The sequence below is a fragment of the Kitasatospora sp. MY 5-36 genome, from assembly GCF_001182915.1.
Lineage (GTDB): Bacteria > Actinomycetota > Actinomycetes > Streptomycetales > Streptomycetaceae > Kitasatospora.
Genome location: NZ_LFVW01000011.1, coordinates 22,843 through 34,849 on the forward strand (window position 1 = coordinate 22,843; position 12,007 = coordinate 34,849).

10 protein-coding genes and 1 riboswitch are annotated in these 12,007 nt (G+C 71.0%); of the genes, 7 read left to right on the forward strand and 3 right to left on the reverse strand.

All coding sequences use genetic code 11. The features are described from left to right. Nucleotides 1-8: 8 nt before the first annotated feature. The 3 genes from glyA to gcvT form a co-directional block, all read right to left on the reverse strand. Nucleotides 9-1,277 carry a serine hydroxymethyltransferase gene (glyA, locus tag AE652_RS00890; protein WP_049649095.1) on the reverse strand — a complete coding sequence of 423 codons (1,269 nt, stop codon included), beginning with the start codon at nt 1,275-1,277 and terminating at the stop codon, nt 9-11. Between the two features lie 80 nt (nt 1,278-1,357). Beyond that, entirely contained in the window at nt 1,358-1,738 is a 381-nt protein-coding gene (gene gcvH / locus AE652_RS00895; RefSeq protein WP_049649096.1) for a glycine cleavage system protein GcvH, read from the reverse strand. A 99-nt stretch (nt 1,739-1,837) separates the two neighbouring features. After that, complete coding sequence (gene gcvT / locus AE652_RS00900) at nt 1,838-2,959, reverse strand: glycine cleavage system aminomethyltransferase GcvT (protein ID WP_049649097.1); 1,122 nt, start codon at nt 2,957-2,959, stop codon at nt 1,838-1,840. 229 nt (nt 2,960-3,188) lie between these two features. Next, a riboswitch (glycine riboswitch) is annotated at nt 3,189-3,290 on the reverse strand. A 209-nt stretch (nt 3,291-3,499) separates the two neighbouring features. On the opposite strand from gcvT, the gene AE652_RS00905 reads away from it, so the two are divergent. The 7 genes from AE652_RS00905 to AE652_RS00935 all read left to right on the forward strand — a co-directional run bounded on the left by AE652_RS00905 (nt 3,500) and on the right by AE652_RS00935 (nt 11,900). Continuing rightward, nucleotides 3,500-4,303 carry an enhanced serine sensitivity protein SseB C-terminal domain-containing protein gene (locus tag AE652_RS00905; RefSeq protein ID WP_049649098.1) on the forward strand — a complete coding sequence of 268 codons (804 nt, stop codon included), beginning with the start codon at nt 3,500-3,502 and terminating at the stop codon, nt 4,301-4,303. Nucleotides 4,304-4,419: 116 nt separating this feature from the next. Continuing rightward, a complete protein-coding gene (locus AE652_RS00910) occupies nt 4,420-5,343 on the forward strand; it encodes an enhanced serine sensitivity protein SseB C-terminal domain-containing protein (protein WP_079271895.1) in 924 nt (307 codons plus the stop codon). Between the two features lie 446 nt (nt 5,344-5,789). Further along, nucleotides 5,790-6,776: an ABC transporter permease gene (locus AE652_RS00915; protein WP_049649099.1), complete on the forward strand. Its 987-nt coding sequence runs from the start codon at nt 5,790-5,792 to the stop codon at nt 6,774-6,776. An 86-nt stretch (nt 6,777-6,862) separates the two neighbouring features. Then, nucleotides 6,863-8,629 carry an ABC transporter substrate-binding protein gene (locus AE652_RS00920; RefSeq protein ID WP_049649100.1) on the forward strand — a complete coding sequence of 589 codons (1,767 nt, stop codon included), beginning with the start codon at nt 6,863-6,865 and terminating at the stop codon, nt 8,627-8,629. 97 nt (nt 8,630-8,726) lie between these two features. Further along, entirely contained in the window at nt 8,727-9,737 is a 1,011-nt protein-coding gene (locus AE652_RS00925; RefSeq protein WP_049649101.1) for an ABC transporter permease, read from the forward strand. Further along, the gene (locus AE652_RS00930) at nt 9,734-10,801 is read left to right on the forward strand and encodes an ABC transporter ATP-binding protein (RefSeq protein WP_049649102.1); all 1,068 of its coding nucleotides are present in this window, start codon (nt 9,734-9,736) and stop codon (nt 10,799-10,801) included. The genes AE652_RS00925 and AE652_RS00930 overlap by 4 nt, the downstream gene beginning before the upstream one ends. Before the next feature lie 34 nt (nt 10,802-10,835). Continuing rightward, nucleotides 10,836-11,900 carry an ABC transporter ATP-binding protein gene (locus AE652_RS00935; protein WP_049649103.1) on the forward strand — a complete coding sequence of 355 codons (1,065 nt, stop codon included), beginning with the start codon at nt 10,836-10,838 and terminating at the stop codon, nt 11,898-11,900. Nucleotides 11,901-12,007: the final 107 nt, after the last annotated feature.

Below are 12,007 nucleotides of genomic sequence, written 5' to 3' on the forward strand. Positions count from 1 at the left end.
CGGAGTGATCAGAGGTTCGGGTAGAGCGGGTACTTCGCGGCCAGGGCGGAGACCCGGGCCTTCAGCGCGTCGGCGACGGTCTCGTCGAAGGCGGGCTTGAGCGCCTCGGCGATGATGTCGGCGACCTCGCGGAAGTCCTCGGCCTGGAAGCCGCGGGTGGCCAGGGCCGGGGTGCCGATGCGCAGGCCCGAGGTGACCATCGGCGGGCGCGGGTCGTTCGGGATGGCGTTGCGGTTGACGGTGATGCCGACCTCGTGCAGCCGGTCCTCGGCCTGCTGGCCGTCGAGCTGGCTGTTGCGCAGGTCGACCAGGACCAGGTGGACGTCGGTGCCGCCGGAGAGCACGCTGGCGCCGGCCTCGGCCACGTCGGCCTGGAGCAGGCGCTCGGCGAGGATGCGGGCGCCGTCCAGGGTGCGCTGCTGGCGCTCCTTGAACTCCTCGGAGGCCGCGACCTTGAAGGCGACCGCCTTGCCGGCGATCACGTGCTCCAGCGGGCCGCCCTGCTGGCCGGGGAAGACCGCGGAGTTGATCTTCTTGGCGAACTCGGCCTTGGACAGGATGACGCCGCCGCGCGGGCCGCCCAGGGTCTTGTGGGTCGTGGTGGTGACCACGTCCGCGTAGGGCACCGGGTTCGGGTGCAGCCCGGCGGCCACCAGGCCGGCGAAGTGCGCCATGTCCACCATGAGCAGCGCGCCGACCTCGTCGGCGATCCGGCGGAACGCGGCGAAGTCGAGCTGGCGCGGGTAGGCGGACCAGCCGGCGATGATCAGCTTCGGCTGGTGCTCCTTGGCGAGGCGCTCGACCTCGGCCATGTCGACCTGGCCGGTCTTCTCGTCCACGTGGTACGCGGCCACGTTGTAGAGCTTGCCGGAGAAGTTGATCTTCATGCCGTGGGTCAGGTGACCGCCGTGGGCCAGGCTCAGGCCCAGGATGGTGTCGCCCGGCTGGATCAGCGCGAACATCGCGGCGGCGTTGGCCTGCGCGCCGGAGTGCGGCTGGACGTTGGCGTGCTCGGCCCCGAACAGGGCCTTGATGCGGTCGATCGCGATCTGCTCGACCACGTCGACGTGCTCGCAGCCACCGTAGTAGCGGCGGCCGGGGTAGCCCTCCGCGTACTTGTTGGTGAGCACCGAGCCCTGGGCCTCCATGACCGCCACCGGGGCGAAGTTCTCGGAGGCGATCATCTCCAGGGTGGTCTGCTGGCGGTGCAGCTCGGCGTCGACCGCGGCGGCGATCTCCGGGTCGAGGGCGTGCAGGGACTGGTTGAGAACAGTCATGGTGTGGTCTTCCCGGGAGGAGGAGGGAAAGGGGCCAGGGCGGGACGGACCGCGGTGCGGCGGCCCGTCCCGTCGGGGGCTCAGCCCTGGGGGTTGGTGAGCGCGTCGTACTCGTCGGCGCTGAGCAGCTCGTCGGTGGCCTCGACGCGCACCTTGAACAGCCAGCCGCCCTCGAAGGGGTCGCTGTTGACGAGGGCGTTGTTGTCCAGGACGTCCGGGTTGACCTCGGTGACCTCGCCGGTCACCGGGGAGAACAGGTCGCTGACCGACTTGGTGGACTCCAGCTCGCCACAGGTCTCGCCGGCGGTCACGGTCTCGCCGACCTCGGGCAGCTGCACGTAGACGATGTCACCGAGCGCGTCCGCGGCGTGCTTGGTGATACCGATCGTGGAGACACCGTCCACGGCGGCCGTCAGCCACTCGTGCTCCTTGGTGTACTGAAGGTGCTGGGGGTTGCTCATGGCGTCATTCTCCAGGATGGGAAGCGGGTACGACGAAGCGGGCCGCCGCGCGGACGGCTGCGACGTGCGCGTATGGGAAAACGGGGGGCGTGCGAGGGGTCAGCGGGCGCGCTTGTAGAACGGCAGCGCCACGACCCTGACGGGCTCGTGCTTGCCGCGCACGTCCACCGCGACGGTGGTGCCGGGGGCGGCGTGGGCGGCGTCGACGTAGGCCATCGCGATCGGCTGCCCCAGGGTCGGGGACGGCGCGCCGGAGGTGATCCGGCCGATCGGCTCGCCCTCGGTGGAGACCACGGTGTACTCGGCGCGCGGCACCCGCTTGCCGTCGGAGACCAGGCCGACCAGCACCTTCGGCGGGTTGGTCTCGGCCGCGGCGGCGGCCGCCTCCAGGGCCTTGCGGCCGACGAAGGCGCCCTCGTTGGTGGTCTTGTCGAAGCGGACGACCCGGCCCAGGCCGGCGTCGAACGGGGTCAGGTCGGTGGACAGCTCGTGCCCGTACAGCGGCATGCCGGCCTCCAGGCGCAGCGTGTCGCGGCAGGACAGGCCGCAGGGGACCAGGCCGCGGTCCGCGCCGGCGGCGGTCAGCGCCTGCCAGACCGGCTCGGCGTCGGCCGGGTGGCAGAAGATCTCGAAGCCGTCCTCGCCGGTGTAGCCGGTGCGGGCGAGCAGCACCTCGCGGTCGGCCACGAAGGCCGGGAGGATCGCGTAGTACTTCAGGCCGGGCAGGTCGGCGTCGGTGGTGTCGGCCAGGATGCCGGTGGCCTCCGGGCCCTGGACGGCGATCAGCGCGTAGGTGTCGCGGTCGTCGGTGACGACGGCGTCGAAGCCCTTGGCGCGGGCGATCAGCTCGTCGAGGACCAGCTGGGCGTTGGAGGCGTTGGCGACGACCAGGAAGGCGTCCTCGCGCAGGCGGTAGACGATCAGGTCGTCCAGGATGCCGCCGTCCTCGGCGCAGATCATGGTGTAGCGGGCGCGCAGCTCGCCCAGCGCGGAGACGAAGCCGACCAGGGCGTGGTCCAGCATCTCGCCGGCCTGCGGGCCGGTGACGGTGATCTCGCCCATGTGCGAGAGGTCGAACAGGCCGGCCTTGGTGCGGACGGCGAGGTGCTCCTCGCGCTCGCTGCCGTAGCGCAGCGGCATGTCCCAGCCGGCGAAGTCGGTCATGGTCGCGCCGAGGGCGCGGTGCAGCGCGTCGAGCGCGGTCAGGCGGAGGGACGACATGGCCAGGAACTCCTCGGTCGGGGCACTCAGGGGTGCACGCACCGGACCGGACCCGCTGGGGGCCGACCCTGCGCGCGGGCATGCGGCGGCGTGGGTCTCCCCATCTGTCGTCGAACCTGAGAGCTTCACCGCCCCGCCGCCCGCAGCCGTTTCCAGCTTGGGGGACAGCATGACGGCTTGCACCGTGGGTGGGCGCACGACAGGGCCGGGCGCCGCTTTCCAGATGTGCCTAACCCGTGCGGTAGGGGTGCCTGAGAGATTCCGGGGAGGACTTGCTCCTTCGGCGCCGGCTGTGCCTGAGCGGCACTCCGGGCTCTCCCGCGCGGGTTCGAGCGGCCGGTATGGAGTTGTGGGGGCCCGCGGCGCATGCCGTCGGACGGGCACATCATGGCACGTCCCGGACGACGAGGGGAGGGGGGACCCGGTCACACCGCGCGGGACCCGAACACGAGTCCTGACCACACCCCCCGCACGCCTCTAGACTGCTGCGCGTCGGTGCGGCAGTGGGCGGCCGACGGCAGAGGGCGGAATCGGCGGCGCATGGGGTACCCGGTGGAGCAGCAGCAGGGGTGGGGCGGACCGGAGGAGGCGCCGGCGGGCGGCTCCTGGCCGGCCAACGAACTGGAGCAGGTGCTGACCGCGGCCCTGGGCGACCCGGGCGCGACCCCACGGGTGTTCGAGGTGCTGGCGCGCAGCCAGGTGTGGGTGCCGCTGCCGGCCGGGGCCGACCCGCAGGGCCAGGCGCTCGACCTGCCGACCATCGAGCTGGGCGGCGACCCGTACGTGCCGGTGTTCTCCTCGCAGGAGGTGTTCCTCCAGCAGGCGCCGGGGATGGCCTTCGCGATCGCGCCGGTGTGGGAGTTCGCCCGCGGGCTGCCGCTGGGCCTGGGCATCGCGGTGAACCCGGACGCGCCGGTGGGCCTCCCGGTGCCGCCGCAGGGGGTCGCCGAGCTGCGCCGCGGCCCGCGCGAGGACCGCTGGGAGCAGGCCGAGGGCACCGCGGAGCCGACCGGCGGCCGGGTGGCGCTGCGCGAGCCGGTGCCGGGCGAGGACCCGGAGCACTTCCTGGCCGCCTGCCGGAGCGAACTGTCGGCGCTGCCCGGTGTGTTGACCGCCCGCAGGGCGCTGGCCAGCATCGAGGGCGAACCGACCGTGATGTTCGTGGGCGTCCAGTTGGACCCGGCGGCCCCGGCCGACCCGGCCGCGGTGAACGAGGCACTCGGGCGAGCGCTGGGAACCGCGCCGCTGCCCGGGGGCGTCCACCTCGTACTGCTCGACCTCGCCGACGACCCGGTGGTCGAGTGGCTGCTCACCCGGGTACTGCCTTTCCACACGCGGGCGTGAGCGGGTCCGGATCAGAGGCACGTCGCCGTGGCGGTGGCCGGTGCCGCGCCATAGGGTGCGTGCAGACGGCCGACGGGTCGGCGGGTTGAGGGAAAGAGGCGCGGCGAGGTGGGCGCATGAGTGCGGGAACGGGAGCGGGCGGTGTGCCGGGGCCCTGGGGCCAGGCACCGGCCGGGCGCCCGGGAGCTGATCCCGGCGCGTTGGAGCGCGCCCTGCGCGACGTCGCGCCGGAGCGCTACGACGCGTACGAGCGGCTGCTGCACGCGCTGGCGGACGGCCGGGTCTGGATGCTGCTGTGGCACGGCACGCCGGGCAGCCCGGACGCGCAGTACGGGAACATGGAGATCAGCGGCCACGGCTACGCGCCGGCCGTCACCTCGCCCGAGCAGCTGACCGCCTCCGGCTGGGCGCGGGCCCACGAGGTCGTCTCCGGCCGGGAGATCGCGGCCTCGCTGTACCGCACCCGCTGGGGCCTGTGGCTCAACCCGCACGCCCCCGGCGGCGGCGTCGGCGTGCCCTGGGCGGACCTCCGGCGGGTCGCCGCGGGCCTGGACCGGCTGCCGGCCGGGCCGTTGAAGCTCAGCGAGCCGCAGTTGAACGCCCAGCCGTTCTTCGCGCTGCTGGAGCGGCAGGCCGCCGAGGTGCGCGCGGTCCGGGCACTGCGCCGGGCCTGGGTGCAGCCCGCGGTGGGGGAGCCGTACCTGGCCATCGGCCTTGACCTCTACGAGAGTTCGCCGCCGGCGGTGGAGGCGGTGCGGGCGCTGATGCAGCGCGCGATCGCGGTGGCCCCGGAGGGGCTCGCGGTGTCCACGGTGGCGATGTCGGACGAGTACGACCCGGTGGCGCTGTGGATGCGCGCCAACGCGCGGCCGTTCTTCGACCGGGAGGCGGGCCGCCCGCCGACCGGCCCGTACCCGCCGGTGCCCCCGCCGCCGTACCCCGGGCAGTCGATGCCGGGCTACGCGTACGGCACCCAGCCGCCGGCGCAGGGCTGGCAGCAGCAGCCCCAGCGGCCGTGGCCCGGTTACCCCGGGCGCTGAATCCCAAAACCCATTCTCCGAAGCCGACTTGATTGTCCGTCAAGTCGGCTTCGATGCTTTCCGGACGAATTTCCGGATGTGCGGCCCGGTCATCTTGACATGGCAGTTACAGCCATGTGAAGAGGTATATGCCGAAGATCGGGGAGGTGCATGCACGCAGATCACAGTTGGGCATCTGTCGGTTGTCAGGGCTGGCGCAAGCCAGTTCGGATGGCAGAGAGTTCTGCGCAACGCACCGCGCGTGCTGGAACCCCACAAAGGTGAGCGCGCACGCCGACAAGCCCGTCCACGCGACGCCCATCCCGCGTGGTGGCAGTGCCTGTGCACGACGCACTGCCGTCAACACCCGCTCCTCCTAAGCACCTCCGCACGTCCGCAGCCGCACCGCCGAAGACGGCGACCGGCACCCGTGGGCCGGCCACCGTCGGCGAGGGGACCAACTGACCATGACATCCGTGACCACCGCCGGGAACGAGCCGGAGGCAGCAGCCGCCGCCGGACCGGCCAAGAAGATCGAGGGCCGCTCCCTCGGCCAGATCGCCTGGACCCGCTTCAAGCGGGACAAGGCCGCCGTCGCCGGCGGCGTCGTGGTGATCCTGCTGATCATGCTCGCCGTGCTGGCCAAGCCGATCGAGTCGATGTTCGGGCTCGACCCGGACGCCCTCCACCAGGACCTGCTGGACGCCGACCTCGGCGGTCTGCCGTTCGGCGACTGGGGCGGCATGAGTCTCGAACACCCGCTCGGCATCGACCCGCTGCAGGGCCGTGACCTGCTCACCCGCGTCATCGAGGGCTCCTGGGTCTCCCTGCTGGTCGCCTTCGGCGCGACCCTGCTGTCCAACACCATCGGCACCGTGCTCGGCATCATGGCCGGCTACTACGGCGGCTGGGTGGACACCGTGATCAGCCGGGTGATGGACGTCTTCCTGGCCTTCCCGCTGCTGCTCTTCGCCATCGCGATCTCGACCTCGCTCCAGGGCGGAGCCTTCGGCCTGCACGGCCTGCCGCTGCACATGCTGGTGCTGATCTTCGTGATCGGCTTCTTCAACTGGCCCTACATGGGCCGGATCGTGCGCGGCCAGACGCTCTCGCTGCGCGAGCGGGAGTTCGTCCACGCGGCCCGCAGCCTCGGCGCCCGCGGCCCGTTCATCCTGTTCAAGGAGCTGCTGCCCAACCTGGTCGGTCCGATCCTGGTCTACTCGACCCTGCTGATCCCGACCAACATCCTCTTCGAGGCGGGGCTGAGCTTCCTCGGCGTCGGCATCCAGCCGCCGCAGGCCTCCTGGGGCGGGATGCTCCAGGACGCGATCCGGTACTACCAGGTGGACCCCCAGTACATGGTGGTCCCCGGTCTGGCGATCTTCGTCACCGTGCTCGCCTTCAACCTGCTCGGCGACGGTCTTCGCGACGCCCTCGATCCCAAGAGCAACTGATTCCGCCGCACATGACCACGCATCATGTGATGCGCCGTCAAGGCTCTCCTTCACCGCCTCCCATCCCCAAGGGGTTGATCTCACCCATGCGTAGGTCCCGTACCGTCGCCCTGACCGCGGCCGCAGCCGCCGCCGTCCTGGTCGTGACCGGTTGCACCAGCTCGTCGAAGGACACCGGTTCCGCCTCGTCCTCCGGCACCGGAGGCGGCTCCGGCGCCAACGCCGCCACCAAGGGCATCGTCAACGCCTCGGACAAGAAGGGCGGGACGGTCACCTACGAGATGAAGGGCACCCCGGACTCGCTCGACCCGGGCAACACGTACTACGCGTACATCTACAACTTCTCGCGCCTGTACGCCCGTCCGCTGACCACCTTCAACCCGGCGCCGGGCGAGGAGGGCAACAAGCTCGTCCCCGACCTCGCCGAGTCGATGGGCCAGGTCAGCGCGGACGGCCTGACCTGGACGTACAAGCTGCGCAAGGGCCTGAAGTACGACGACGGCACCCCGATCTCCTCGAAGGACGTCAAGTACGCCGTCGAGCGCTCGAACTACGCGCTGGACGTGAACTCCAACGGCCCGGTCTACTTCCACGACCTGCTGGTCGACAACGCCACGCCGTACGCCGGTCCGTACAAGGACAAGGAGGGCGGCCTCGACTCGATCGAGACGCCCGACGACACCACGGTGGTCTTCCACCTGAAGCAGCCCTTCGCCGACTTCGACTACCTGGTCAGCGCCCCGCAGACCGCGCCGGTCCCGCAGGCCAAGGACACCGGCTCGGAGTACGTGAAGAAGATCGTCTCCTCGGGCTCCTACAAGTTCGAGTCCTACGAGGACGGCAAGCAGGCCGTCCTGGTCCCGAACACCAACTGGGACCCGAGCACCGACCCGATCCGCAAGCAGCTCGCGGACAAGATCGTGCTCCGGATGAACATCGACCAGTCCACCATCGACAAGGACCTGCTGGCCGGCAACGCCCAGGTCGACCTGGTGGGCGGCGGCGTCGACCCGCAGACCCAGGCGCAGATCCTCCAGAACCAGAAGCTGAAGGCCAGCACCGACAACGCCTACGGCGGCCGCCTGGTCTACATGGCGATCAACTCCAAGCTCGCGCCGTTCGACAACATCGAGTGCCGCAAGGCCGTGCAGTACGCGGTCGACAAGGTCTCGGTGCAGACCGCCCTCGGCGGCCCGATCCGCGGCCAGATCGCCAACACGGTGCTCCCGCCGGACATCCCGGGCCACCAGGACTTCAACACGTACGAGACCAAGGACAACAAGGGCGACGAGGCCAAGGCCAAGGAGGCCCTGAAGGCCTGCGGCAAGGAGGGCGGCATCAACACCGTCCTCTCCGCCCGCACCGAGCGCGCCACCGAGGTCGCCGCGGCCACCTCGATCCAGGCCGCGCTGAAGAAGGTCGGCATCAACGCCGAGATCCAGCAGTACCCGCAGGGCAAGTACCTCCAGGACAGCGCCGGCTCCCCGCAGTTCGCGGCCGAGCACAACATCGGCCTGATGATGATGCAGTGGGGCGCCGACTGGCCGACCGGCTACGGCTTCCTCCAGCAGATCGTCGACGGCCGCACCATCAAGCCGTCCGGCAACAACAACCTGGCCCAGCTGGACAACCCCGCGGTCAACAAGCTGCTCGACGACGCCGCGATCAACCCCGACAAGACGGCCCGCGAGAAGATCTACGGCGACGTCGACAAGAAGGTCATGGACCAGGCGGTCTACGTCCCGCTGACCTACTTCAAGGTCTTCCTGTACCGCCCGGACAACGCCACCAACGTGGTCTCCACCTCGGCGTTCTCGGGCGAGTACGACTACCTGAACATCGGCGTCAAGTAAGAGCCTGGCTCCGCATCCCTGAAGGCAGGTGAAGGCAGCGGCGCCCGCCGCCGTCCGGAAGATCCCGGACGGCGGCGGCCGCCGGAGCCGCCCAACTGTGTTTGCCTACATCATCCGCAGGATCTTCGCGGCGGCGATTTTGCTGCTGGTCGTCAGCGCGGTCACCTTCGCGATCTTCTTCCTGCTCCCGCGCCTCGCGGGCGAGACGGCCGACCAACTGGCCGCCCAGTACATCGGGAAGAACCCGTCGCCGGACGCGATCGCGGCGGTCAAGCAGAACCTCGGCCTCGACCAGCCGCTGTACACCCAGTACTGGAACTTCCTGAAGGGGCTGGTCAGCGGCGCCGAGTACCACTTCGGACCGGAACCGGCCACCTGTCACGTGCCCTGCTTCGGCTACTCCTTCAAGAACCACCTGGAGGTCTGGCCCGAGCTGACCAAGCGGATCCCGATCACCATCTCGCTCGCCGCCGGTGCGGCGGTGCTCTGGCTGGTCTCCGGCGTCGCCACCGGCGTCGTCTCCGCCCTGAAGCCGCGGTCGATCTTCGACCGGCTCTCCATGGGCGTCGCGCTCGCCGGCGTCTCGCTGCCGGTCTTCTTCACCGGCGCGCTGCTGCTCACGCTGTTCAGCTACGAGTGGCCGATCCTGGACAACCTGCACTACGTCGACTTCACCGACGACCCGCTGATGTGGGCCCGCAACCTGATCCTGCCCTGGATCTCGCTGGCCTTCCTCTACTCCGCGCTCTACGCCCGGCTCACCCGCGCCGGGATGCTGGAGACCATGAGCGAGGACTACATCCGCACCGCCCGGGCCAAGGGCCTGGTCGAGCGCAAGGTCGTCGCCCGGCACGGGCTGCGCGCCGCGCTCACCCCGATCGTCACGATCTTCGGCATGGACCTCGGGCTGCTGCTCGGCGGCGCGCTGATCACCGAGCAGGTCTTCTCGCTCCAGGGCGTCGGCCAGTTCGCCGTCCAGGCGATCTCCGACAACGACCTGCCCAAGATCCTCGGCGTCACCCTGCTCGCCGCCTTCTTCATCGTCGCCTGCAACCTCGTGGTCGACCTCCTGTACGCCCTCGTCGACCCCCGGGTGAGGCTCTCGTGACCGACCTCCAGAAGGACCCGGCGGCCGCTCCCGCCCCGGCCGGCGACCCCTTCCTCTCCGTGCGCGACCTGCGGATCCACTTCGACACCGACGACGGCCTGGTCCGCTCGGTGGACGGGGTCAGTTTCGACCTGCACAAGGGGCGCACCCTCGGCATCGTCGGCGAGTCCGGCTCCGGCAAGTCCGTCACCTCGCTCGGCATCATGGGCCTGCACCGCTCCAAGCGGGCCCGGATCAGCGGCGAGATCCGGCTGAACGGCGAGGACCTGATCGCGGCCGGCCCGGACCGGGTGCGCCAACTGCGCGGCCGCGAACTGGCGATGATCTTCCAGGACCCGCTGACCGCGATGCACCCCTACTACACGGTGGGGCAGCAGATCGTCGAGGCCTACCGGGTGCACCACCCCCAGGCCACCAAGAAGCAGGCCCGGACCCGCGCGGTCGAGATGCTCGACCGGGTCGGCATCCCGCAGCCGGACCGCCGGGTCGACGACTACCCGCACCAGTTCTCCGGCGGCATGCGCCAGCGCGCCATGATCGCCATGGCGCTGGTCAACGACCCCTCGCTGCTGATCGCCGACGAGCCCACCACCGCCCTGGACGTCACCGTCCAGGCGCAGATCCTGGACCTCATCCGCGACCTCCAGGAGGAGTTCGGCTCCGCGGTCATCATCATCACCCACGACCTCGGGGTGGTCGCCGAACTGGCCGACGACATCCTGGTCATGTACGGCGGCAAGTGCGTCGAGCGCGGCCCGGCCGAAACCCTCTTCGACGCGCCCGAACACCCGTACACCTGGGGCCTGCTGGGCTCGATGCCGCGACTGGACCGGGAACTCCAGGACCGGCTGGTGCCGGTCAAGGGCACCCCGCCCAGCCTGATCAACGTGCCGTCCGGCTGCGCCTTCCACCCGCGCTGCCCGTACGCCGCCCTGACCGACGGGCGCTCCACGAGCGAGGTCCCGGCACTGGCCGAGGCCGTGCCCGGGCACTTCGCGGCCTGCCACCTGGCGGCCGGCGAGCGGCACCGCATCTTCGCCGAAGAGATCGCGCCCCGGCTGTGAGCCCGGCCTCGTACCACCTTTCTGGAGAGAACCGATGACGGACACTCAGGCGGCTCCGACCCCGCGGTCGGCACCCGCCCCCGGCCGTGAGCCGCTGCTGAAGGTGGCCGGCCTGACCCGGCACTTCCCGATCCGCGGCGGGCTGCTGCGGCGCCAGACCGGCGCGGTGCGGGCCGTCGACGGCATCGACTTCACCGTCAACGCCGGCGAGACGCTGGGCGTCGTGGGCGAGTCCGGCTGCGGCAAGTCGACCATGGGCCGACTGGTCACCCGGCTCGACGAACCGACCGGCGGGACCATCGAGTTCGAGGGCACCGACATCAGCCACCTGAGCGTCGGGGCGATGCGGCCGCTGCGCCGCGACATCCAGATGATCTTCCAGGACCCGTACTCCTCGCTGAACCCCCGGCACACCGTCGGCACCATCGTCGGCGCGCCGTTCCGGCTCCAGAACGCGGTGCCCGAGGGCGGCCTCAAGAAGGCCGTCCAGGAGCTGCTGGAGCTGTGCGGGCTCAGCCCCGAGCACTACAACCGCTACCCGCACGAGTTCTCCGGCGGCCAGCGCCAGCGCATCGGCATCGCCCGGGCGCTCGCGCTGAAGCCGAAGATGATCATCGCGGACGAGCCGGTCTCCGCGCTGGACGTGTCGATCCAGGCGCAGGTGGTCAACCTGCTGGACGACCTCCAGCAGGAGCTCGGGCTGACCTACCTGATCATCGCGCACGACCTCTCGGTGGTCCGGCACGTCTCGGACCGGGTCGCGGTGATGTACCTCGGCAAGATCGTGGAGATCGCCGACCGGGACTCGCTCTACCGCAGCCCGATGCACCCGTACACCAACGCGCTGATGTCCGCCGTGCCCGTCCCGGACCCGCGCCGCCGCCAGCGCGCGGGCCGCGACCGGATCCTGCTCAAGGGCGACGTCCCCTCGCCGATCAACCCGCCCAGCGGCTGCCGCTTCCGCACCCGGTGCTGGAAGGCGCAGGACGTGTGCGCGAGCCAGGAGCCGCCGCTGGCGGTGCTCGAGACCGGGCACCAGGTGGCGTGCCACTTCCCCGAGAACGCTCCGGGGAACGCTCCGGCCGACGCCAAGGCCTGAGGTCCCCGCACGGACGCGAGAGGCCGCCCGCCCCGGACCCCCGGGGCGGGCGGCCTCTCGCGTCCGTGCCTCAGACGCCCGCGGCCGGCACCGCTTCGGGCTTCGGC

Bases quoted from the DNA above. Each gene is read 5' to 3' on its own strand.
- glyA (WP_049649095.1), bottom strand. From the start codon at position 1,277: ATGACTGTTCTCAACCAGTCCCTGCACGCCCTCGACCCGGAGATCGCC.
- gcvH (WP_049649096.1), bottom strand. From the start codon at position 1,738: ATGAGCAACCCCCAGCACCTTCAGTACACCAAGGAGCACGAGTGGCTG.
- gcvT (WP_049649097.1), bottom strand. From the start codon at position 2,959: ATGTCGTCCCTCCGCCTGACCGCGCTCGACGCGCTGCACCGCGCCCTC.
- AE652_RS00905 (WP_049649098.1), top strand. From the start codon at position 3,500: ATGGGGTACCCGGTGGAGCAGCAGCAGGGGTGGGGCGGACCGGAGGAG.
- AE652_RS00910 (WP_079271895.1), top strand. From the start codon at position 4,420: ATGAGTGCGGGAACGGGAGCGGGCGGTGTGCCGGGGCCCTGGGGCCAG.
- AE652_RS00915 (WP_049649099.1), top strand. From the start codon at position 5,790: ATGACATCCGTGACCACCGCCGGGAACGAGCCGGAGGCAGCAGCCGCC.
- AE652_RS00920 (WP_049649100.1), top strand. From the start codon at position 6,863: ATGCGTAGGTCCCGTACCGTCGCCCTGACCGCGGCCGCAGCCGCCGCC.
- AE652_RS00935 (WP_049649103.1), top strand. From the start codon at position 10,836: ATGACGGACACTCAGGCGGCTCCGACCCCGCGGTCGGCACCCGCCCCC.